General features: G+C 66.9%; 18 protein-coding genes. 4 read left to right on the top strand and 14 right to left on the bottom strand.

Going from position 1 to position 23,472, the window contains the following annotated elements:
• Positions 1-9 precede the first annotated feature (9 nt).
• From GST15_RS01640 to GST15_RS01660, 5 genes are read right to left on the bottom strand one after another with little or no spacing between them, the layout of a single operon-like run.
• A complete protein-coding gene (locus GST15_RS01640; protein WP_159015507.1) occupies positions 10-927 on the bottom strand; it encodes a DUF4097 family beta strand repeat-containing protein in 918 nt (305 codons plus the stop codon).
• Positions 928-953: 26 nt separating this feature from the next.
• Positions 954-1,451: a hypothetical protein gene (locus GST15_RS01645; protein ID WP_159015508.1), complete on the bottom strand. Its 498-nt coding sequence runs from the start codon at positions 1,449-1,451 to the stop codon at positions 954-956.
• Positions 1,444-2,037 (bottom strand): RNA polymerase sigma factor, encoded by a 594-nt coding sequence (locus GST15_RS01650; RefSeq protein ID WP_425482177.1) that lies wholly within the window; start codon positions 2,035-2,037, stop codon positions 1,444-1,446. The genes GST15_RS01645 and GST15_RS01650 overlap by 8 nt, the downstream gene beginning before the upstream one ends.
• Positions 2,038-2,080: 43 nt before the next feature.
• On the bottom strand, positions 2,081-2,971 hold the full coding sequence (locus tag GST15_RS01655) for a metallophosphoesterase (RefSeq protein WP_159015509.1): 891 nt from the start codon (positions 2,969-2,971) through the stop codon (positions 2,081-2,083).
• A gap of 10 nt (positions 2,972-2,981) precedes the next feature.
• Positions 2,982-4,307, bottom strand: a complete 1,326-nt coding sequence (locus GST15_RS01660; protein WP_159015510.1) for a Xaa-Pro dipeptidase — start codon at positions 4,305-4,307, stop codon at positions 2,982-2,984.
• A gap of 167 nt (positions 4,308-4,474) precedes the next feature.
• On the opposite strand from GST15_RS01660, the gene GST15_RS01665 reads away from it, so the two are divergent.
• The gene (locus GST15_RS01665) at positions 4,475-6,097 is read left to right on the top strand and encodes a GMC family oxidoreductase (protein ID WP_159015511.1); all 1,623 of its coding nucleotides are present in this window, start codon (positions 4,475-4,477) and stop codon (positions 6,095-6,097) included.
• Here the strand turns inward: GST15_RS01665 and GST15_RS01670 are convergent.
• Positions 6,094-10,386 (bottom strand): EAL domain-containing protein, encoded by a 4,293-nt coding sequence (locus GST15_RS01670; protein ID WP_159015512.1) that lies wholly within the window; start codon positions 10,384-10,386, stop codon positions 6,094-6,096. The genes GST15_RS01665 and GST15_RS01670 overlap by 4 nt on opposite strands.
• Positions 10,387-10,604: 218 nt before the next feature.
• Here GST15_RS01670 and GST15_RS01675 point away from each other — a divergent pair, with 218 nt between their 5' ends.
• Both GST15_RS01675 and GST15_RS01680 read left to right on the top strand, forming a co-directional pair.
• Positions 10,605-11,747: a hypothetical protein gene (locus tag GST15_RS01675; protein WP_159015513.1), complete on the top strand. Its 1,143-nt coding sequence runs from the start codon at positions 10,605-10,607 to the stop codon at positions 11,745-11,747.
• The gene (locus tag GST15_RS01680; RefSeq protein WP_159015514.1) at positions 11,744-13,156 is read left to right on the top strand and encodes an MBOAT family O-acyltransferase; all 1,413 of its coding nucleotides are present in this window, start codon (positions 11,744-11,746) and stop codon (positions 13,154-13,156) included. Before GST15_RS01675 ends, GST15_RS01680 begins: the two co-directional genes overlap by 4 nt.
• A 23-nt stretch (positions 13,157-13,179) precedes the next feature.
• Here the strand turns inward: GST15_RS01680 and GST15_RS01685 are convergent, their stop codons facing one another.
• Positions 13,180-15,093, bottom strand: coding sequence for a M48 family metallopeptidase (locus tag GST15_RS01685; protein WP_159015515.1), 1,914 nt, complete (start codon positions 15,091-15,093; stop codon positions 13,180-13,182).
• Between the two features lie 165 nt (positions 15,094-15,258).
• Complete coding sequence (locus tag GST15_RS01690) at positions 15,259-15,855, bottom strand: LemA family protein (RefSeq protein ID WP_159015516.1); 597 nt, start codon at positions 15,853-15,855, stop codon at positions 15,259-15,261.
• 80 nt (positions 15,856-15,935) lie between these two features.
• Here GST15_RS01690 and GST15_RS01695 point away from each other — a divergent pair, with 80 nt between their 5' ends.
• Entirely contained in the window at positions 15,936-17,351 is a 1,416-nt protein-coding gene (locus GST15_RS01695; protein ID WP_159015517.1) for a serine hydrolase domain-containing protein, read from the top strand.
• 332 nt (positions 17,352-17,683) lie between these two features.
• On the opposite strand, the gene GST15_RS12950 is transcribed toward GST15_RS01695, so the two are convergent.
• The 6 genes from GST15_RS12950 to GST15_RS01725 form a co-directional block, all read right to left on the bottom strand.
• Positions 17,684-18,223, bottom strand: coding sequence for a hypothetical protein (locus GST15_RS12950; protein ID WP_199268690.1), 540 nt, complete (start codon positions 18,221-18,223; stop codon positions 17,684-17,686).
• Between the two features lie 719 nt (positions 18,224-18,942).
• The gene (gene gcvPA / locus GST15_RS01705) at positions 18,943-20,292 is read right to left on the bottom strand and encodes an aminomethyl-transferring glycine dehydrogenase subunit GcvPA (protein ID WP_159015518.1); all 1,350 of its coding nucleotides are present in this window, start codon (positions 20,290-20,292) and stop codon (positions 18,943-18,945) included.
• 76 nt (positions 20,293-20,368) lie between these two features.
• The gene (gcvH, locus tag GST15_RS01710; protein WP_159015519.1) at positions 20,369-20,764 is read right to left on the bottom strand and encodes a glycine cleavage system protein GcvH; all 396 of its coding nucleotides are present in this window, start codon (positions 20,762-20,764) and stop codon (positions 20,369-20,371) included.
• 86 nt (positions 20,765-20,850) lie between these two features.
• Complete coding sequence (gene gcvT, locus GST15_RS01715; RefSeq protein ID WP_159015520.1) at positions 20,851-21,951, bottom strand: glycine cleavage system aminomethyltransferase GcvT; 1,101 nt, start codon at positions 21,949-21,951, stop codon at positions 20,851-20,853.
• A 105-nt stretch (positions 21,952-22,056) separates the two neighbouring features.
• Positions 22,057-22,491, bottom strand: coding sequence for an NfeD family protein (locus tag GST15_RS01720; RefSeq protein WP_159015521.1), 435 nt, complete (start codon positions 22,489-22,491; stop codon positions 22,057-22,059).
• Between the two features lie 2 nt (positions 22,492-22,493).
• The gene (locus GST15_RS01725) at positions 22,494-23,459 is read right to left on the bottom strand and encodes an SPFH domain-containing protein (protein WP_159015522.1); all 966 of its coding nucleotides are present in this window, start codon (positions 23,457-23,459) and stop codon (positions 22,494-22,496) included.
• Positions 23,460-23,472: the final 13 nt, after the last annotated feature.

The following is a 23,472-nucleotide window of genomic DNA, read 5'->3' on the forward strand; positions in this document are numbered from 1 at the left end:
GTCGGAACCTCATTCCAGCGTCAGCTCCGCATCGCCGGAAAAGGTCTCCATCCGGACATCGCCCGAGCCGTTGCCGTAACGCTGGTCAAAGCTCGAGCCAGGACCGAACTCTTCCTTCTTCACGTCCGCTCCGGGCGCCTTCAGCGAGCCGCTGAAGCTCTCGCCGCTGACGCGCGCGGACAGCGCCCGCGGCATGTGCAGGCGGATGTCGCCGCTGACTGTCTCGGCCTTGATGTGGCCGCCTTCCGCCACTGCGACATGCGCGTCGACCGCGCCCGACACCGTCCCGGCCTGCAGCCGTTGCAGGCGCTCGCCGGTCGTATCGATCGACAGCTTTCCCGAAACGGTCTCCGCATGCACCTGGCCGTTGAGGCGCCCGCGCAACTGGATCGCGCCACTGACGGATTCCACCTTGACGTCGTCGCTGTTGATGGTCACCCGCTGGCTGCCGCTGACGCTATTGATGTCCGCATGCTGCGGCGCGGCGGCCGCGACGATATCGCCGCTCACCGTATCGATGCCCAGGTCACCCGGCGCCACGCCATCGACATCGACGTCCGCCGATACCGACTGGATATCCAGCGATGCACGCAGCGGTACCTGCAGCTGCAGGTCGGTCGGCCCGCTGCGGTCGCCGCGCCACGCGCCGAGCTGCTTGGGATATTGCACGCGCACGACAAGGTGGTCGCCACTCCCCTCGACGACGAGCTTCTCCACACCGGTGCCGAGCGAACCGGTCACGTGGACCTCGTTGCGGTCCCATGCACGGACCTTGATGTGGCCTTTGAGATTGTCGATCTCGATGCGGCCGCGCGCGTCCAGCGGCCGCGTCTGGTCGATTGGCGTCGCCGCCCACGCGCTGGCGCTGCCGAGGCAGGCGAACAGGGCGAAGGCAAGAACGCGTGGATGCAGGGTCGTGCGTGTCATGGCGGGCTCCAGGAACATCGAGGTTGTCAGCTCATCGCGGCGCGCTGCGTCAGCGCCAGCCGCAATGCGTAGGTGTGTTGCAGTCGATCGAGCAGGAAGCGGGCATCCGGATCGCGAACCAACGCGGCCTGGATCTGCGCGGCACTGCGATCAAGATCGCGCAGCGCCTGGGTGTCGGCGACATCGCCCTGGGCGCTGGCGGTGATCACCTGCAGCGCGCCGCGGTATTCGCGTGTCATGCCTTGGGCCTCGCGTGCGATCAGCTTGTCGCTGCCGCCACGCGGAGACGTGGCGTTGTGCTGCCAGGCCAGGAACACCGCCAGCACCACGGCTGCCGCCATCGCCCAAGGTGTCGCAGTGCGCCAACGGTTGCGCCCGAAGTGCATGGCGGGTGGTGTCTGCGCGATCCTGGCGGCGATCCCCGGCCACAGGTCGTGTTCGGGGGGCAGGTCGGTTCGCAGCGCGCGCAAGCGGACGCGCAGCGGATCGTCCATCCATCCGGTCGTGTCGCCGGTGTCAGTCATGGGTACCTCCGAGTCGTGTGCGCAGCAGGCCGCGGGCCCGGTGCAACTGGGCCTTGGAGCTGCCGACTGCCATGCCAAGTGCGTCCGCGATTTCCTCGTGCTTCCAGCCTTCCACGTCGAACAGCACCAGCACGGCGCGTGCGCGGGGCGGAAGGCTGGCGACAGCGCGTTCCAGGTCCAGCGTCAGTGCCGTCGCATGGCCAGCCGAATCCGGGGTGCCGATGTCCTCCAGCGCGGCATCGCCATCCGTGCTCGGCCGGCTGCGGCGCGCGCGCAGCTCCATCAGCGCCGTGTTGGCGGCCAGCCGGTACAGCCAGGTCCCGAAGGCGCTTTCGAATCGATAGCCCGGCAGTGCCTGCCAGGCGCGCACGAAGGTTTCCTGGGTCAGGTCCTCGGCGCGGGCGCCGTGGTAGCCGACCAGGCGCGTGATCACGCCATGCACGCGTGCGGCGTGGCGACGGTACAGCGCCTCGAATGCCTTGACGTCGCCATCCACCGCCGATCGCACCAATGCGCGGTCGATGTCGACCGGCTGGGCGGTTTGCGGCGGGCCGGACAGGCAGTCGGTCATGGTGGCGGCGAGCATACCCAGTCCGATGCGCCGCGGACCCTGGTGGTTTAAGGCCGGGCTACTGCGGCCTCGCCGCGCTGCGCAGGGTCAGGCGTGAGATCTCCGGCGGCACCCGGAACCGGAACGGGAGGATGCTGGTGCCGATGCCCGGGGTCACGAACAACAGCCGGCCGTGGTCGATGATGGGGCCGGCGATGAAATGTCCGAAGCGGACCGACGGCTGTCCGGGCAGCAGGTTCACCTGGCCGCCATGCGTGTGTCCGGCGATCACCAGCGACGCGCGTCCCGGCATCTTCGTGAACAGGTCGGGGTTGTGGGTGATCGCGATCACCGGCATGTCGTCGTTGACCGCGGAAAACGCGCGCCGGATATCGGGATGGCCTTCCCAGAGATCACCGACCCCGACGAGCCACAGCCGGCATTGCCCCAGGGAGATTTCAGCGCCCCGGTTCTCCAGCACGGTGATGCCGTCCGACTCCAGCGCCCGGCGCACGCGCGCGCCGTTCTTCCACCAGTCGTGGTTGCCCAGCACCGCATACACCCGCTTCTTCGCCAGCAGCGGCTTGAGGTGCGCCGCCACCACTTCCGGGTTGACGTACTTGCCCAGCAGCACCTTCAGGATGACGTAGTCGCCCGCCATGATGACGACGTCGCTGTCGCTCGAACCCAGCTCCGACACGACGCGGTCGAGCTTGTCGACCCCATTGCGCGGAGAACCCGTGTGCAGGTCAGCGACGACGTCAACGCGCAGGCCGTCGCATTGCGGCGTCCAGTGCGGCAGCGCGATGGTGTAGTCGCGCTCGACCAGGCGGCCTGGCTCCCAGACGAATCCCCATGCCAGGAAGACGAAAACGAATACCGCGACCGCCCATGCCGCGCGCTGCAGCAGGCGCCGCGCACGGCGGTCGGCATGTGCGGTGTCCAGCGGCCTTGGCTTGCGGCGAAACATTGCCAACGCGTTATGGCGTCGCGCCGTGCACCACGCGTCCGCCCTTCATCACGAAGCCGACGTGCTCCAGCACGCTGACGTCGGCCAGTGGATCGCCGCTGACAGCGACCATGTCGGCGTAATAGCCGGGCTTGATCGCGCCGACCTTGTCCTTCCAGCCGAGAAGATCCGCGGCATCCACCGTCGCCGAGCGGATCGCCTGCAAGGGCGTCATGCCCCACTTGACCATCGTGGCGAACTGCTTCGCGTTCCAGCCGTGCGGATAGACGCCCGCGTCGGTGGCGAAGGCCATCTTCTCGCCGGCGCGCACGGCCCTGCGGAAGTTCTCGCGCTGGGTGCGCCCGACCAGCCGCTCCTTGGCGAGCTGCTCCTCCGGCACGCCGAGCTTGCCGTATTCGGCGAGGATGTAATCGTCGTTGTAGACGTCGAAATCGAGCCACGTGCCGTGTTGCTTCGCAAGCTTCAGGCCTTCGTCGTCGATGAAGCTGCAATGCTCGACCGAGTCGACACCGGCGCGGATCGCCATCTTGATCGCTTCGGCCCCATGCGCGTGCGCGGCGACCTTCTTGCCCCAGCGATGCGCCTCGTCGACGATCGCATCCATCTCGGCCTGCGAGTACTGGGGCGCGCCAACCGATGTCTCGTTGCTGAGCACGCCGGCGCTTGCCATGAACTTGATGACGTCGGCGCCGCGCTTGACGTTTTCGCGGACGCGCTCGCGCACGCCCTCGACGCCGTTGGCGACGCCCGTCTCGCCGTGGAATTCGATGTTGGGCGCGAAGCCCGTGGTGTCGTCGGCGTGTCCGCCGGTCGATCCGAGCGCCACGGTCGCGGCGAGGATGCGCGGTCCTTCGATCTGCCCGCGGTTGATGGCGTTGCGCAGCGCGATGTCGACATAGTCGTCCGCACCGACGTTGCGCACCGTGGTGAATCCGGCGTCGAGCGTGCGCTTGGCGAGCGTCGGCGCGACCACTGCGTAGTCCATCGACCCCAGCGTGAGCGCGTCCTTGTAGTAGTTGCCGGTGCTGACCGTCGGGTCGGATGTCAGGTGCACGTGCACGTCGATCAGGCCGGGCAGCAGGGTGACATCGCCCAGCTCGATCACCTGCATGCCGGCCGGCGCGCTGCCGCCAGCGGTGACCGAAACGACCTTGTCGCCTTCGACCAGGACCAGCGGATCGGCGACGACGCGGCCGGTGTCGACATCCAGCAGGCGCGCCGCATGGACGGCGATGCGCGCCGGCGGCACCACCGAAGCGGAATTCTGCGCCTGGGCGTCGGCGGTCGAGGCAACCGCCAGTGTCAACAGCGTGGCGAACAGGGCAGCAAGGCGCATGCGTGGAATCCCACCGGAAGGAGGCCGCATGATCGCATGGAGGCCCGAATGCGTCTGCGGACGGCGTCGCACGAAGGCATGGAAGCATCCGTCCATCCAACCGCCCCGCGACGACACCCGGAAGCCTGCGGCATAGTGGGGGCGATCGCCGCCCAGGACACGCCACCGTGTACGACTACATCATCATCGGGGCCGGCTCGGCCGGCTGCGTGCTCGCCAACCGCCTCACCCAGGACAGCTCGGTATCGGTGCTGTTGCTCGAGGCCGGACCCGCGGACTGGAACCCATTCATCCACATGCCCGCGGGCTTGTCCAAGCTCGCGGGCAACCGGCGGATCAACTGGAACTACAGCACCGCCCCGGAGCCGGCGCTGGACAACCGCGCGCTGTGGTGGCCACGCGGGAAGGTGCTGGGCGGATCCAGCTCCATCAATGCCATGTGCTACATCCGGGGCGTGCCCGCTGACTACGACGCCTGGGCCGAAGATGGCGCCGAAGGCTGGGACTGGCACTCGGTCCTGCCCTACTTCCTGCGGGCCGAATGCAACTCGCGTGGCGGCGATTCGCTGCATGGCGACGCGGGTCCGCTATCCGTATCGGACCTGCGTCATGTGAATCCGCTGTCGCACGCATTCGTACAGGCGGGCCGACAGGCCGGTCATGCCGCCAACAACGACTTCAACGGGCCGAATCAGGATGGTTTCGGCCTGTACCAGGTCACGCAGCGCGACGGCGCCCGCTGCTCGGCCGCAGTCGCCTACCTGCACCCTGCGCGGCCGCGGCCCAACCTCACCGTGCAGACGGGCGCCCTGGTGTCGCGGATTACCTTCGATGCCTCGCCGCGACCGCGTGCCAACGGCGTCGTCTATTCGGTGCACGGCAAGGGATTCCACCAGCCCGCGGCGAGGGAAGTGCTGCTGTGCGGCGGCGCGGTGAATTCGCCGCAGCTGCTGATGCTGTCCGGCATCGGACCGGGGGATGCACTGCGACGGCTTGGAATCCCCGTCGTCGCCGACGTACCGGGCGTCGGCGAGAACCTGCAGGACCACCTGGACATCTGCACGCTGCAGCACTGCACGCAGCCGGTCACCTACGACCGCCTTGGCGACCTGCGCGTCGCCTTCGACTATTACCTGCGTGGACACCGGGGCGCCGGCACCAGCAACATCGCCGAGGCGGGTGCATTCGTGCGCTCGCGCTTCGCCCCGGACGATCGCGCGGACATCCAGTTCCACTTCATCCCGGCGATGCTCGACGACCATGGTCGCCATCGGCTCAAGGGCGACGGTTACACGGTGCACGCGTGTTTCCTGCATCCGCGCAGCCGCGGCCGCATCACGCTGGCGAGCAACCGCGTCGCCGACAAGCCGCGCATCCAGGCCAACTACATGAGCGATGCCGATGGCTTCGACCTGAAGATGATGGTGGAGTGCGCCAGGATGTCGCTCGAATTGCTGGCGCAGCCCGCCTTCGATGCGTATCGCGGGGCGCCGATCTACCCGGCGGCGAACGAACTCAGCGACAGCGACCTGGTCGCCTTCGTCAGGGCCAAGGCGGAAACCGTCTACCACCCCGTGGGGACGTGCCGCATGGGCAGCGATGACCAGGCCGTCGTCGATCCCGCGCTGCGCGTGCACGGCGTCGCGGGCTTGCGCGTGGTGGACGCAGCGGCGATGCCGCGCCTGCCGACCGGCAACACCAATGCGCCGACCATCATGATCGCCGAGCGCGCGGCGGACCTGATTCGCGGCAGCACCGTGCCAGCCCGGGACAATCCGGCGAAACGCTAGCTTGCCGATCCCGGCGCGACGCCGCCGCAGGCGCGCCACAGGCGCTCCAGCTCGTCCGCCGGCATCGGTCGCGCCAGGAAGTAGCCCTGGGCCTGGTCGCAGCCGTGCGCGCGCAGGAAATCCAGCTGCTCGGCTGTCTCCACGCACTCGGCGATCACCTGCAGGTTGAGCCGGTGCGCCAGGTCGATGATGGTCAGCGTGATCGATGCATCCTCGGCATTGGTGGTGACGTCGCGGATGAAACTGCCATCGATCTTGACCGCGTCCAGCGGGAAGCGGCGCAGGTAGGCCAGGCTGGAATACCCGGTGCCAAAGTCATCCACGGAAATATGGATGCCGGACCCCTGGAGCCGCCGCAGCATGTCGATGCTGTACTCGGCATCGGACATCAGCGCGCTTTCCGTCAGCTCGAATTCCAGCAGCCCCGCAGGCACCTCGTGTCGCTGCAGGCAGGCGGCAGTCATCGACCACAATTCGCGCGCGCCGGCGTCCGTGCGCGCAAGACCACGCGGGGCCGTTGGCGATGCCGGCGTTTCCCCGGCCATCTGCTGCGCCGAGACGTTGACGGCGATCGGCAATGCATCCAGTCCCGATGCGCGCCATGACTGCAACTGCCGGCACGCCTCCGCGATCACCCAGGCGCCCACGGCCACGATCAGTCCGCTCTCTTCCAGCGCTGGGATGAACTCCGATGGCGGCACCAGCCCGCGTCCCGGCCGACGCCAACGCAGCAAGGCCTCCATGCCGGTCCAGCGGCCGCTGTCCAGGCTCACCTTGGGCTGGTAGTGCAGGACGAATTCCCCGCGCTCCAGCGCCTCGCCCAGCGCCGCCTGCAACTCGCGCTTCTCGCTCGCGCGCAGGTTCATCGCCTCGGTATAGAACCGGTAGCCGTTGCGGCCGGACTGCTTGGCCTCGTACATCGCCATGTCCACGTACCGCACCAGGCTGTGCATGTCGGCGGTATCCGTCGGGTACACCGTGATGCCGATGCTGACGGTGCTGGTGACCGTGTGTCCGTCGAGCACGAACGGCACCCGCATGGCCGCCAGGATCTTCTCCGCGACGATGACCGCGACCTGCGGATCGCCGGGCGTGAGCAGGATGACGCCGAATTCGTCGCCGCCTAGGCGGCCCACGGTGTCGCGCAACCGCACGCAACCCAACAGGCGCTCGCCGGCCTGTCGCAGCAGTTCGTCACCGATCGCATGCCCCAGGCTGTCGTTGATGTCCTTGAAGTTGTCCATGTCCAGGAACAGCAGGGACACCAGCCAGCCTTGCGCATCGGCGTGCGCCATCGCGTTCTTCAGCGACTCCTGGAACAGGTGGCGGTTCGGCAGGCCGGTGAGTACGTCGAAATGCGCCAGTTGCTGCAGGCGCTCCTCGGCCTGCTTGCGCTCGGTGATGTCGTGCATGGCGACGACCGCACCGAGTTTGTCGCCGTCGCGATTGACCAGTGCGCGCCCATTGCAGACCACGACGTGGCGGGGCAGGTCCCTTGGCGCGATGACCATTTCGACGTCGCGGACCTGCTCGCCATGCAAGGCGCGGAACAGCGGCACCTGCGCCGTCCGCATCGGCGTGATGCCATCGGCCAGGTACAGGTCGTAGTGCCCGGACCATTGCTGCGGCGGCATCGGCTCCCCGGGCAGTCCGTGCAGGGCACGCGCGGCCTCGTTGAACATGGTGAGGTTGCCGTGCGCGTCGCAGGCGACGATGCCCTCGGTGATGTTGTCGAGCAATGCGTTGAGGAACTCGCCTTCCTGCTCCAGCGCGCGCTCGGCCTGGCTGCGGGCGATGAACTGCCCGAGCAGGTTGCCCAGGGTATCCATCATCCCGAGCAGGTCCGGGTCGGGCTCCTGGATGGCCAGGGAGAAGAACTCGACGACACCCAGTCCCTGCGCGCCATTGTTGACCGGCACCGCGAAGGCTGCCCGCAAGCCGTCGGCCATGGCCGCCGCGGCGCGAGGGAAATTGTCGTCGCTCGCGACGTCCGCGATCCATTCCGGCCTGCCGGCCAGGAACACCCGTCCGGGCAGTCCGATGCCCGGGGCGAATGCCATCGCCCGGCTCTGCGACAGGAATGCAGCCATAGGCACGCCCGGCGCGTGCCAGGCCTCGGCGCAGTGCAGCGCGCCATCGCTGCGGTCGACGATCCAGAGCAACCCGACGCTCCAACCGAGCGCTTCGCAAACGGCCTGCAGCAGCCTGGGTCCGGCATCGCCGAGGGCGTCGGATTCGATCAGCGCCGCGGCGGCAGCGGTTTGCGCGGACAGGCGCCGGTTCGCCATCAACTGCGCGCTGATGTCATGCACGAAGGCATGGAATTCCAGCGTCTCCCCGCGCAGTGTCGGCCAGATCGTCAACTCGATCGGGAACTCGTGGCCGTCGCGGTGCAGCGCGACCAGTTCCATGCGCTGGTTCAGGGCCGGTCCGTCGCCGTTGGCAAGCAGGTGCGCGACGCCGGGAAATTGCGCCTGTCGAAAGCGCGGGGGAATGACCAGCCCGGTGATGTCACGTCCGGACACGTCGTCGCGATGCCAGCCGAACATGCGCTCGGCCTGCCGGTTCCAGGCAAGGATCCTGCTGTTGGCATCGATCGCCACGTAGGCGTCGTAGGCGGTGTCGATGATGGCCTGCGCATGCTCGCGGCTCTGCTGCAGCGCGATGTTGCTCGACTCGAGCTCCGACGTACGCAACCGGACTTCGCTCTCGACCGCCACCCGCCGACCGACCGCCATCAGCAGGAAAATGCTGGACAGCGCCGCGAACAACATGCCGACGGCCAGCATGCACCACGCCAGCCATGACCGGTTCGTGGCAAGGTCTTCGGGACTCAGGAAGAACGTCAGCTGCCAGCGGCGTCCGGCAACCACGATCGTCTCAGTGCGCACGGCAATGCCTGGCCGATCGCCGGTTCCTGGCGGCGCGGGAACATCGGATCGATACATCACGCGTCGCGCGACTGGTGCCGCGGTGTCGTAGAGCCGCAGGTGCATGCCCTGCATGTCTTCGCGCTGCAGGAATGGCGCCATCATCGCGTCGATCAGGAACACCGCGGCGACGTAGCCGTGCAGCGCAGGTGCCTGGGCGGCGGCATCGCCTTCGTGCAACCAGTACACGGGCTGGTAAATGATGACGCCGGAGCGGCCGGGCGACTCCTGCACCAGGTCCACCACGCCGGTGGCAGCGGGCGCTGCGGATCTGCGCGCCTGCTGCAGGGCGGCGCGTCGTGACGGTTCCGAGGCCACGTCGAATCCGAGCGCCGACCGGTTGAGAGGTAGTGGCTCGATGTAGGTGACGGGAACGTAGTCGGGTCGCCGCGATGCGGGCACCAGGTCGCCGCGCGCGCCCATTTCGACGATGCGCAATGCCGGTTGTCCGGCCTGCCGGTTCGCGCTCTCGAATGCGGCGCGATCGGCATCCTCGACCAGCGGATTCCACGACAGCGCATGCAAGCCGGGATAGCGCCGCAGTGCGTCCGCGGTGAAGGCCTGGAACTGCCGGTTGTCCAGCTGCCGGGAGGACGCCACGAAATTGCCGACCTCGTGGACGACTTCGGTGTAGCTGGCCAGGCGCAGGACCAGCGACTGGGCGACGGCATCGGCACGCCGCTCGTATTCAACGCGGATGCGATGTTGCTCCAGTGCGCTGGCCTGCACGAACAACCACGTCACCGCGGCCAGCAGGATGCCGACCGGCACGCTGATGAACAACTTCTGCCGGCGCGACAGCCTGTCTGGCGGCGCCACCCAGACCAGGAACAGCGGCATGAAGACCAGCACGCCGATGGTGTCGCCAGCCCACCAGGTCAGCCAGGCGAAGGGGACATCGTCCGTCGACATGCCGCCCGAGAGCCACAGCAGCGTCACGCCGATGCTGGCATTCACCAGGCACGCGACCGCTCCACCCAGCGCAAGGAATTTCCCGATCTCAAGCTCACGGCTGAAGGCAACCGGATAGCGGCTGAAGCGGCGGATCAGCCAGGCGCCCGTCACGGCCTGGAGGCTGGCACCACCGGCCATGGCCGCGGCCAGTGCCACCGCCTTGGGCAACGTATCCGCACCGCTTGCCTGCAGCGCCGTGGGGTAGTCGAGGCAGAAGGCCCCCAGCAGGATGCCTGGCCAGACGCGGTAGCCGAACACCAGGATCCCGGCCAGCGCCACGCCGGCTGCCGGCCACACCGCGGTCGCATAGCCCGGCGGGATCGCGAGCAACAATGCCAGCCGCGCGGCCAGGTAATAGGCCACGGCCAGCCACAAGCCCTGCAGTAGCGGAGATCGCGGAGCCATGCCCCCTCCCGTGGCAGTGCTGCGAACCCCAGTGTGCCATGCGGTGGCAGCTGGAAATCCGGCGTGCGGAACCCGGCGCAATCAGCCTTGGAGGCATCCCTTGCGGCAGCATCCGCCCGCGGGCGCCGAACGCACTGATGTGGTGTCCAGCAGCGGCCATAATGCCGCGCTACGCGAGGGCGGGATGGCGCCTCTTGCGAACTTCGCCAGGGGTGGCCGTGACACTGGAATCGCGCAGCACCATCCGGACCAGGCTGGTCCCGATCCTGCTCCTGGCGACGCTGGCGATCGCGGGCTGGCTGGTCATTGGCGGGTTGCTGTTCCGCAGCGGGCTCTACTACCGCTATCTCGCATCGCCGGATTCAACGGCAGGGGAAGCCGAGCGCGCCCTGCTCGTCATCCAGAAGCGCTATCGGCCAGGCGCAAGGAACGTACTCGTCCTCGGCGACTCGCGCACCAATGAAGGCTTCTCGTCAAAGCTGGCGAACCATGCGGTCCCCGGCATCAACTTCATCGAAGCGGGGATGGCGGGTACCACGCCCAGGGTCTGGTACTACCTCCTGCGCAAGGTCGATCCGGATGGCGATCGCTTCGCGGCGATCGTCCTGGTGCAGATCTGTGATGCGACCTTTCCCAACCGCGAGGACCTGTCCGAGCGCCCGCTCGACCTGGCGTACCTGCCACCCTTGCTGACACTGGAGGATGGCTTCGATCTGCCTGCGTCCTTCCACGATGCCGCACTGCGCAAGCAGGCGTGGCGAACGGTGCTGCTGCCGATTCGCGCGGCACGTTCCGATCTGGCGGAGTTGGCCGCGACGCCACACATGCGGTTCCGCCAGGTGCGCGCCAACCTGCGCGCCTATGCCGACTCCCGATACGACTATGCAGGCCATCCCGAAAGCCTGGCTGCGGTCAGGCTGGATCCGTCGACGCTGCACCCCGTCGCCACGACGGCATCGCCCGCCGGCCTGGTCGATTACCTGGATCGACTTGAAGCCTCCCGGACATCATCGATGCCGACACGCCCGGAGAACCAGGCGTATTACCGTTACTGGATCAGTCGCATCGCGGGAGCCGGCCATCGCACTCCACGGCGGGTGTTCGTGGCAACACTGCCGCGCGGTCCTTTCCATCAGCAATTCGGACCGCCGCCGCGCCCGAGCCTGCAGGCCATCGGTTTGTCGACCGGCGACGGAGTCGCCTTGCTTGCGCCACCCGAAGTTGCCGCGCTGGAGCGCCCGGAATACTTCTTCGACGGGCTTCACATGGACAGCGCCGGCCGCAATCGCTACTCCGTGATTCTCGCGCAATCGGTCGCCGCTGCCCTCCGCGCACCGACAGTCGGCGGCGACGCGCCATGATGTTCGACAGCTTTGGATACTGGGTGTTCTTCGCCAGCTGCCTGGTGCTGTACTGGATGCTGCGCGACCGTCCGGCAAAAGTCCTGCTGGTCGTGGCGAGCTACATCTTCTATGGGTTCTGGGACGCGCGCTTCGTCCTGCTGCTGCTTGGTTCGACGGCTGCCAACTACGCATTCGGGCGCCTGATCGACTCGGCCGACGGGTCACTCCGCAAGCGTTGGGTGACGCTTGCCGTGGCCTTCAACCTGGCCTTGCTGGGATTCTTCAAGTACTGCGATTTCTTCATCGGCAGTTTCGCCGCGCTGTTCGGCATCGCGCCGGACGGACTGCTGCTGCACGTCATCCTCCCGGTCGGCATCAGCTTCTTCACCTTCGAGGGCATCGCCTATTCGGTCGACATCTACCGGCGCCAACTGCGCGCGGTCCGGTCGCCGTTGGATTTTGCGGTCTTCATTTCGTTCTTTCCGCACCTGATCGCCGGCCCGATCATCCGGCCGCATGATTTCTTCCCGCAGCTGCTGCATCGTGCCGAGCCCGTCGACGAGGATCGGCGCTGGGGCCTGCGCGAGATCCTCAAGGGGCTGGTGAAGAAGGTCGCACTCGCCGATTTCTTCGCGCTCATCGCCAATGCCTACTTCAACGGAACGCCTTTCGATGGCGCCCATGTACCGGCGAGCGCGGGCGTGTTCGCCTTCGCCATGCAGATCTATTTCGACTTCTCGGGCTACACCGACATCGCGCGTGGATGTGCGCGATTGCTCGGCTACCGTTTCCCGGTGAATTTCGCCAGGCCATACCTGAGCGCCGACATCGCGGATTTCTGGCGGCGCTGGCATGTGTCGCTGTCGACGTGGCTGCGCGACTACCTCTACTTCCCGCTTGGCGGCAATCGCCACGGATCCGCGCGCACCTACGCCAACCTCATGATCGTGATGGGGCTTGGCGGACTGTGGCATGGCGCAAGCTGGAACTTCCTGCTGTGGGGCCTCTACCAGGGCCTGTTGCTGTGCGTGCATCGCGCCTGGCGCACGCTGGTGACGCGCGCCGGCCTGACAGGCGTGGTCGACCATCGCAGCTTGCTGCCATTCTGGACGACGCTCACCTTCCTGGCCGTCACCGTGGGCTGGGTGCCGTTCCGCGCTGCCGACTTCGCCAGCACGGCGCGGACCTTGCGCGCGCTCGCAGGGCCGTTCGACTGGAGCTTCTGGGCAGCGCACCGCGCGCTCTACCTGGTGCCGCTGGCCTGCCTGGGATTCTGCATCGTCGATCGCCGCCAACGCCTGCAGGACTGGCTCGTCGAGCGCGCCTCGAATGTTTCGGTCGCCACCACCGCCGTCGCCTGCCTCGTCGCACTGGAATTATTCGCGCCGCTGGGCAGCGGCATTCCGTTCCTGTACTTCAAGTTCTAGGGATCGCCGCCGCGCAGCCTGCCTCAGGCCAGTTCGAGCATCGGTGGCAACGGGCAATGCAGCACCGCGCAGATCGTCCGCAGCAATTCGGATTCGGCGACGGTGACATGGTTGTCCAGGCTGACCGAAGCCGTGATTCCTTCGATCAGCACCTGCCGGGCCAACGGATCCAGCGCATCGAGCGGCTCCCAGACGGGATCCAGTGCCGACACGAGGTCCGTGCGCGGCAGGTAGGGCAGATAGTCGCTGGGAAGCACGCGCTGGATGCCCGCCAGGTATGCGCGCCGGGCTTCATCGGGGTCATCGCTGCCAGCCTGTGCCACCACGCACAACAGGGTTGCGACTTCGCTGGCGACATCGGACAGCTTGCGGCGCCCGTAGCGCGCGTATTTCGCCGGATCCAGCGATTCGCGGATCTGCGTCTGCAGCAGGCGCCCCAGGCAATATTCGAACAACGAGACCTGTCCGTCCGCGTGCACGACGGCATGCACGGTATCCATGAAGGCCTCGAGTTCCGGTCGAGGACGCAGCCGCAGCACGGGAAATGCCAGCGCGGCCAGTGGCAGTCGCAGCATCGGGTGCAGGCTGGACAGCGCACCGCCATGCAGCTCCATCGCCTCGTCGGCCGTCGACTGGCCAACGCGCGCGGCGATCTCGGCATGCTGGTTCGCCGACAGCTGCGGGGCGTCGTCGAGCAGCAGGCCCAGCACCAGCGCCATGACGGTTTCGCGTTTCGCGGCCAGCGCACGCAGCTCGGCGGGAATGGTCGAGACGATGGCGTCGGCACGGCGATAGTCGCCAGGCGCGGGATGTGCGACATGCGCGACCACCATGGGCGCGGTCACCGACAGTTGCGCCCCGGCGCCGGGCAGGCGCGCGTCGCCGGCGCCGACAAGGCCCATTCGCGCGTCTTCCTCCAGCCCGACCGGTGGCGCGGCAAGCCAGCGACGCTGCAATTCGCCCAACTGGTCGGCGCGGAACTGCGGTTCCAGCGCCTGGATGCGCTGGAGCAGTGGCGGATGCGTGGCGAACAATCCCGAGAAGCCGATGCCGTCGCCGAACAGCATGTGGCTGGCTTCCTCGGCATCGGCGCGATCGTTGAGGCGCGAGCCTTCCTCGAGTCCGGCGATCTTCTTCAGTGCACCGGCAAGCCCCTGCGCCTGTCGCGTGAACTGCACCGCGGACGCGTCGGCCAGCGATTCACGGGTGCGGCTGACACCGGCCTTGATCATCCGCGCGAAGAACAATCCGACGTAGCCGATCACCATCGCCACCAGTGCCGCGACCAGGATCGCCGCCGCGCCCTTGCTGTCGCGACCGCGCCCACCGAACTGCAGCACCTTGCGGCCAATGATGGCGAGCATGAGGATCCCGAACAGGATCCCCATCAGGCGGATGTTCAGTCGCATGTCGCCATTGAGGATGTGGCTGAACTCATGCGCGATCACACCCTGCAGCTCGTCGCGGTTGAGGCGGTCGAGCGCGCCACGGGTGACGGCGACCACCGCATCGGAAGGTGAGTAGCCGGCGGCGAATGCATTGATCGCCGATTCGTGTTCCAGCACGTAGATCTTCGGGACCGGCACGCCCGAGGCGATCGCGATTTCCTCCACGATGTTGCGCAGGCGTCGCAGGTTGAAGTCGGTGGTGTCCTCGGGCACCGGCACGCCGCCCAACTGCAGCGCGACCGGCTCGCCGCCACCGCGCAGGGATGCGATGCGGTACAGAGACCCAAGGCCGATGATCGCCAGCGTCAGCAGCGTGGTGAACGCCAGCAGCGCCCCGATTTCGCCCGGCTGCCTGCCGGCGGCGCCACCAAATGCAACCCAGGCGGCGAAGTCCACCGCGGCCACGATCCCGGCCACCGCCAGTGCGAACAGCACGATCAGTCGTGTCGTGGCGCTGCGTGCGGCAGCCTGGTTCTCGAAGAAGTTCATGCGGATTGCTCCTCCCCTTCTCTTGCGGGAGAAAGGTGCCGACGGCGGATGAGGGTGTGGTGCGGTGAAGCGAACGGATGCGTGATGGAGGCGGATGCTGCCGGTCATCGACCAGCGCTCCGCCGCTTCACCCCTGGCCCTCTCGCTGAGGAGAGGGCTCCGGGATCAGAACTGCACCTTCGGCGCCGCGCGCACCTGCGCCTGGTCGGTCGCCGGAATTTCCAGCAGCGCCGCCGGTGCGAACTGGAACATGCCGGCCACAACGCTGGATGGAAACACTTCGCGGCGGTTGTTGTAGCCCATGACCGCGTCGTTGAAAGCCTGCCGGGCAAAGGCGACCTTGTTCTCCGTGGAGGTCAGCTCCTCGGACAGCTGCATCATGTTCTGGTTCGCCTTGAGGTCCGGATAGGCCTCCGCGACCGCCATCAGGCGTCCCAGCGCGCCATTCAGGATCCCCTGCGAACTGGCCAGTTCCGCCATGGCGGCAGGATCGCCCGGGCTCGCCTTGGCCGCCGACAGGCCGCTCATCGCCGCCGTGCGCGCCGCGGTGACCGCCTCGAGGGTTTCGCGTTCGTGCTTGATGTAGCCCTTGGCCGTTTCGACCAGGTTCGGGATCAGGTCGAAGCGCCGCTGCAACTGCACGTCGATCTGCGCGAAGGCGTTCTTGAATGCATTGCGGGCCGTGACCAGGCCGTTGAAGATACCGACCGCCCAAAGCGCCAGAACCACGATAATTGCCAGCAATATCAAAAGCGTGACCATCGTTCTTCCCCTTGTTCATGCAAAGTGGAAATCAGGCGCTATGATCCCTCTGCACGCAGCATACGCAGGGGACCAAGCCGATGAAAGCACGCAACAATCGGCGCAAGGAACGCCTTGGCCGCGCGAGGCTGACGACGCTCGCGGTGCTGTTGCCACTGGCCCTGGGTTCGACCGCGCAGACCCCGGTGCGCTGGAGCGGCGTACAGACGGCATCGCCCGTGGCCATGATCACGGCGACAACCGCCCAGCCCGTCGATGCGACACCCGTCGCCAGCCCGCGCCAGATTGCATATGCCCCGCCGCCGAAACGACTCGTGCCGCTCGCGGCTGGTTTCGACGTCCAGCGATTCGAGTCCATGGCGCAGGCGCTGGTCGCCAACCAGCGCGTACCCGGTCTTGCCATGGCCATCGTCAAGGACGGCCACATCCTCACCGCGCGCGGTTATGGCATCACCGACGTGCGTGCCGCCGAGCCGGTCGACGCGCATACCGTGTTCCGGCTTGCGTCATTGTCCAAGTCCTTCGCCGGCGCGGTCACCGGCCTGCTGGTGTCCCAGGGCGCGTTGCGCTGGGACAGCAAGCTGACCAACTACATGCCGGCACTGCGGCTGTCCGATCCAACCGCGGCGCAGGAACTCACGGTTGCCGAAGTCCTCAGCCAACGCGTCGGACTGACGCACAACACCTATGACCGCGACCTGGAAGCGAACGTCGACTATCGCACCCTGGTGCAGAAACTCGCGTACGCGCCGATGGCGTGCCGGCCGGGCCAATGCTATGGCTACCAGAACATCGCCTTCAGCCTGATCGGCGATGTCGTGTTCGCCGTCACCGGCAAGTTCTATGGGGAAACGCTGGCGAGCCGCGTCTTCAAGCCACTGGGCATGAACGACGCGAGCACCGGCCTGGAAGGCATCGAGTCGAGTCCACGCTGGGCCAAGCCGCATGTGCGCGGCGGCGGCGGCTGGGTGTCGCTGATGCCCAAGCCGGCCTATTACGAAGTCACTCCCGCCGCCGGCGTCAACGCGAGCATCAGTGACATGGCGCAGTGGCTGATCGCCCAGACCGGCCATCGTCCCGACGTGCTGTCCGACTCGCTGCTGGCGACGCTCCACTCACCGGTGATCAACACGCCAAGCGAACTGCGTGGGTCGTCCTGGCGGGGCGAGCGCCTCAACGCCGCTGGCTACGCACTGGGCTGGCGGGTCTACGACTATGCCGGCCACCGCGTGGTGTTCCATGGTGGCGCCGTGCAGGGCTATCGCGGCGTCGTCGCGCTGCTACCTGAGAGCGACATGGGCGTGGCCATCCTGTGGAACAGCGAGAGCTCGCTGCCAAGCGGCTTGATGCCGACCATCCTGGACACCGCCATCGGCCTGACGCCGCACTGGCTCGACGGACGCACGCTGGGTGACACCCTGTATGCGCACGGCGCCGACAACGACAACGACGCGCCTGGCGTCGAGTCGTCCACTGCGCAGGCAAAGCCGAAGTAAGCCTTCGTTTCGCTGGACGGTCCAGGTGGTTGCACGGAGCGTCCTGCGATCGACCTGCTGTTGTCCGAGGCATGCGAGGGTGCTTCGGCGCCGCGGGGTGAGTCCTCTCGCGGTGAGCGCCGTGGCGCTGCGGGTCTCGCCGAGTCGCTGGGGACGGGCTACGGCCGGCAATCCATCAGGACGTCATGAGGCTCGCTGGCCCGGTGCGATCAGCGCGCGGCGGCGCGGCGCATGGTTGCGCATGACGCATCCATCGGCAGCGCCATAAAAAAACTCCCTCTCCGCCTGGGCGTGCGGAGAGGGAGCTCGATTGACGGCTTATCGGGACTTGCTTACATCATTGGCGCCGGCGCGGAAGGCATGGCCACTGGGGCCGCCCTACGCTTCGCCGGACGCTTCGCCTTCTTGGCAGCAGGCTTCTTGGCCGCTTTCTTCGCGGTCTTCTTGGCGGCAGGACGCTTCGCCGCCTTCTTGGCGGTCTTCTTGGCGGCCTTGCGCGGTGCTGCCTTGCGGGCGGTCTTCTTCGCGGTCTTCTTTGCAGCCTTCTTGGCTGTCTTCTTGGCTGGCCGCTTGGCTACCTTGCGGGTTGCCTTCTTTGCGGTCTTCTTGGCGGCCTTCTTCGCAGGACGACGCTTGGCAGCCGTCTTCTTGGTGGCCTTCTTTGCAGTCTTCTTCGCAGCCTTGCGTGCAGTCTTCTTCGCGGCCGGCTTCTTGGCTGCGGACTTGCGCACGGTCTTCTTGGCGGCTTTCTTCGCCGCCGGTTTCTTGGCGACTTTCTTCGTCGCCTTCTTGGCGGACTTCTTGGCAGCTTTCTTCATGGCCATGGAATGGCTCCTCGTCAGTGAACTTTCGGGTACTGCGGCCCAGTGCAAAACAACATCGCGGGTATCGGACCCGCGACCAACCGCCGACGCGCAAGGCGCGCCGGAACGGATCTGGTGCGCCGGGAGAAACCACCCCGGCAATAAAAAACCTGCATCGCAAAACGATGCAGGCTGGAATCTTGTGAGCGGTCGATGCGTTTCGCGGGGGAGATGTTGCCCGCGTCCACCTTCAAGACTGTCAGGGCGGAGGGCTTCGTTGCGCTGCTCGTTGTCCGGGTTGTTCGACTCACTCTCTTCTGCAGGTCATGTCTGCTGCGCGAAACCTAATCACGGTTTTTTCCAGTGTCAACACCTTGGACGAATTATTTTCAGGGCCGGCGCCGATCCGTCCCGGCGCCGAGCGACGATCGGATGCGCGATCCGCACGCCGACGCGCACGCGTGTTCGTCGCCGCATTGTCGCGACTGTTCCGAAACCGCTTTTTTTCAGCGCTTTTATTTGCAGGCGTTTGCCGCGCGCTTGCATTGCATGGCGCCACGGTCGCCGACACTTGCGGCCCGGACATGTCCGTCGACGTCGCGCACGGGGCTCGAAAATAATTTCGCGAGGCGGCCGATTTTGGCGCTGCACAAATGGTTTTGCGCGAGAAATGCGCGAACAATTCCTGGCATGCGGAGCCGACGCGGCGGGTGCGCGCGCGTCATGCCGGCAATAAAAAACCCGCTCCGTCGCCGGAGCGGGTTGTCGTCGGCAAGGCGCGTCGGTCGTCAGCGCAGGACGTCGGCGAGCGCCCCGGCGAATGCATCGAGGTCGGACCCGCTCTTGGTTTCGGTGGTGCACACCAGCAAGGCGTCGCCGTGCTCGGGGTATTCCTCACCCAGCGAAACACCCGCCACGATCTTCCTGGCGGCGAGCGCATCCACGACATCGGCGGCCGGCCTGGGCAGCTTGAGGGCGAGCTCGTGGAAGTGGACATGGCCGGGGAAAAGCGGCTCGACGCCGGGAATCCGAAGCAGCCGTTCGCGCAGGGCGCGCAGGTTCGCGGCGGAGGACGCCGCCACCTTGCGCAGGCCATCGGGACCCAGCAGCGACATGTAGATGGTCGCGGCCGTGACCAGCAAGCCCTGGTTGGTGCAGATGTTCGAGGTGGCCTTCGCGCGGCGGATGTGTTGCTCGCGCGCCTGCAGCGTCAGCGTGAAGCCGCCCTTGCCGTCGAGGTCGGTGGTGCGGCCGACGATGCGTCCCGGCAGGTTGCGCACCAACTCCTTCTTGCAGGCGAGGAAACCGAAGTACGGACCGCCCGACGACAGCGGCACGCCGAGCGGCTGGCCGTCGCCGCAGGTGATGTCGGCGCCCGTCGCGCCCCAGGAGCCCGGCGCCTCCAGCAATGCCAGCGACATCGGATTGACCACCGCGATCACGAGCGCGCCGCGCGCATGCGCCGCATCGGTCAGGCCGGCGACGTCCTCCAGCACGCCGAAGAAATTCGGTTGCGGCACGATCAGCGCGGTGAAGTCTCCGTCGATCGCGGCGACGGCAGCGGGATCGAGCGCGCCGCCGGGGCACGGCAGGGTGACGATCTCGATGCCCTGCAGTTCGATGATCGCCTGCATGGTCTTGCGATACGCCGGATGCAGCGACTCGGGCACCAGTACGCGGCGCGGGCCCTTGCGCGCGCTGCGCTCGGCCATCAGCACCGCTTCGGCGACGGCGGTGGCGCCGTCGTACATCGAGGCATTGCTGATGTCCATGCCGGTCAGGCGGGTCATCATCGTCTGGTATTCGTAGATCAGCTGCAGCGTGCCCTGGCTCGCCTCGGCCTGGTACGGGGTATAGGCGGAGTAGAACTCGCCGCGACCGACGATCTGCCAGATCGCCGCCGGGATGTGGTGCTCGTACGCCCCGGCGCCGGCGAAGTTCAGCACCGCCTCGTCCTGCCTGGCGCGATCGCGCATCAGCCGGACGACGTCCATCTCCGACAGGCCTTCGGGGACCTTGGCCAGCGACTGCACCTTCAACGCCGACGGGATCTCGTCGAACAGGGTCTCGATGTCGGGTGCGCCGATGGCCTCGAGCATGCTGCGGACGTCGGCTTCGGTGTGCGGGATGAAGGGCATGCGCTGGGTACCTGCTGAGTGCGGAAAAGACACCGGCCGCACACGGCGGCCGGCTGCAACGGATGTGGACGACGGCCTAGTGGTCTTCGTCTTCGAGCAGTTCGGCGTAGGCGTCGGGATCCAGCAACTCGTTGAGCTCGCCCGGCTCCTCGGCCTCAATGACGAAGATCCAGCCGTCGCCGTAGGCGTCCTCGTTGATGGTTTCCGGCTTGTCCGACAGCGCCGTGTTCACTTCAACGACCTTGCCGGTCACCGGACTGTAGACATCCGAGGCGGCCTTCACCGATTCGACCACGGCGCAGGCATTGCCTGCCTCGACGCGATCACCAACGGTCGGCAACTCCACGTACACCAGGTCGCCGAGCAATCCCTGTGCATGGTCGGAGATTCCGATGGTGACCTTCCCGTCGCCCTCGACGCGTGCCCACTCGTGGGATTTCAGGAACTTCAGGTCGCCGGGAATCTCGCTCATGGTGGGTCTCCGTGCTGGGGTCCGAGGGTGCGGCCGGACATGCCGAGGAAAGGGTGCCTAGTCTAGCGAAGCAAGCGTGCGAACGATCAAATCCCGTCCTGCGCCTTGCCGTCCCGCACGAAGGGAAACTTCACGACCCGCACGGGGACATGCCTTCCGCGGATGTCCACGCGGACATCACCCGGCTCACCGGCTGGGACGCGCGCGAATGCGATCGCCTTGCCCAGCGTCGGCGAGAACGTGCCGGACAGGATCTCGCCCTCGCCCTGCGCAGTCAGCACCGGCTGGCCATGGCGCAGGACGCCCTTGTCGTCCATCACCAGCCCGACCATCTGCCGCGGAACGCCTTGCGCCTTTTGTGCTTCGAGCACCGGCCGACCGATGAAGTCGCGGCCCTCGTCGAGCGCGACGGTCCAGGCCAGCCCGGCTTCGTAAGGGGTGACGGTGTCGTCCATGTCCTGCCCGTACAGGTTCATGCCCGCTTCCAGGCGCAGCGTATCGCGCGCACCCAGACCAGCCGGCTTCACGCCGGCGGCGAGCAGGGCGTTCCAGAGCGCAACCGTCCTGTCCTGCGGCACGACGATCTCGAATCCGTCCTCGCCGGTATAGCCGGTGCGGGCGACGAACAGCGGAGTGCCGTCCTTCGCCACCACCTGCGCGGCGGCGAACTTGCCGAGCTTGCCGGCAAGCTGCGCGCCGGCTTCGTCCAGCAGCCCGAGCACGCGCGTGCGCGCCGTCGGTCCCTGCACCGCGATCATCCCGAAGTCGCTGCGCTCGGTGACGTCGACAGCGAACGCCTGCGCCTGTGCCGCGATCCATGCCAGGTCCTTGTCGCGGGTGGCGGCGTTCACCACCAGGCGGAAGAAGTCCTCGGACATGTAATAGACGATCAGGTCGTCGATCACCCCGCCCTGCGGATTGAGCATCGTCGTATACAGCGCCTTGCCGGGCGTCTTGAGCTTGTCGACCGAGTTGGCCACCAGCCTGCGCAGGAATTCCCGCACCCGCGCGCCCTTCAGGTCGACCACCGTCATGTGCGAGACGTCGAACATCCCCGCGTCCCGACGCACCAGGTGGTGCTCCTCGACCTGGGAGCCGTAATGCAACGGCATGTCCCAACCGCCGAAATCGACCATCTTGGCGCCAAGTGCGCGATGGGCATCGTTGAGCACGGTCTTCTGGGTCATGGGCGGTATCCGGCGGGGAAGCCGGTGATTATCCCACGGAGCAATCCGCCCGCCCGCCTGCCCCGTTGCGCGACCGCGACACATCGTCGGCGGATGGACCTGCGATCAGGCGGTCGGCACCACGCGCAGGGTCATCCCGTCGGCGCCCACCACCCGCACCGGGGTGCCCACCGGCAAGTCGGGGCCGCTCACGTCCCACAGCGCGTCGGCAATCTGCACGCGACCACGCCCGTTGACGATGGCCGATTCCAGCGGCACAACCCGGTCGACGAGTTGTGCGGCGCGCCGATTGAGCATCGGCTGGTCGCTGACGCGATCGGCGCGCGTGAACCACGTCCGGTAGACGAAAATCGACACGAAGCTGAGCAACACGAACGCGGCGACCTGGGCCAGCAACGAGATGCCCGGCACCAGCAGCACGCCGACGAAGACCACGACGGCCGCGAATCCGAGCCACAGCATGAATGCGCCAGGCGCGAGCGCCTCGGCGGCGAACAGCAACAACGCCGCGGCTCCCCAGGCGAACACGTCCCAACGCATGCTCAGGCTCCCGTGCGTGGCGAGGGTGCCGGTGCGGCGACGCCGCGGGACGGTTGCCGATCCATCGCCTCGCGCGCCAGTTCGGCGATGCCGCCGAGCGAGCCGATGATGCCGGCCGACTCCATCGGCATCATCACGAACTTCTGGTTCGGTGCTTCGGCCAGCGACTTGAAGGCCTCGATGTATTTCTGCGCGACGAAGTAATTGATGGCCTGCACGTTGCCGTTGGCGATCGCGTTGGAGACGAGTTCGGTCGCCTTCGCCTCGGCCCCGGCCAGGCGCTCGCGCGCTTCGGCCTGGCGGAAGGCTGCTTCGCGATTGCCTTCGGCTTCCAGGATGGTCGCCTGCTTCTCGCCCTCGGCCTTCAGGATCGCGGCCTGGCGGAAACCTTCCGCCTCGAGGATGTTGGCGCGCTTCTCGCGCTCGGCCTTCATCTGTCGCGCCATCGACTCGATCAGGTCGCGCGGCGGCGCGATGTCCTTCAGCTCGATGCGGTTGACCTTGATGCCCCAGGGATGCGTGGCCTGGTCGACCGCGACCAGCACCTTGGTGTTGATCTCGTCGCGCTTGGACAGCGACTCGTCCAGGTCCATCGAGCCGATAGCGGTACGGATGTTGGTCATGACCAGGTTGAGGATGGCGATCTCCAGCGTCGCCACTTCGTACGCGGCCTTGGCCGCGTCGAGCACCTGGAAGAACACGATGCCGTCGACCTTGACGACTGCGTTGTCCTTGGTGATCACGTCCTGGCTGGGGACTTCGAGCACCTGTTCCATCATGTTGATCTTGCGCCCGACGCCATACATCACCGGCACCAGGAAGTGCAGTCCGGGACTCAAGGTGTGCGTGTAGCGGCCGAAGCGTTCGACCGTCCATTCGTAACCCTGCGGAACCATGCGCACCGTCTTGAACAACACGACGATGCCTGCGACCAGCAGGACCATTGCGAGCAACGAGCCACTGAACATTGGCGACACTCCC

Source organism: Cognatiluteimonas profundi (genome assembly GCF_009792795.1).
Classification (GTDB): Bacteria; Pseudomonadota; Gammaproteobacteria; order Xanthomonadales; family Xanthomonadaceae; genus Cognatiluteimonas; species Cognatiluteimonas profundi.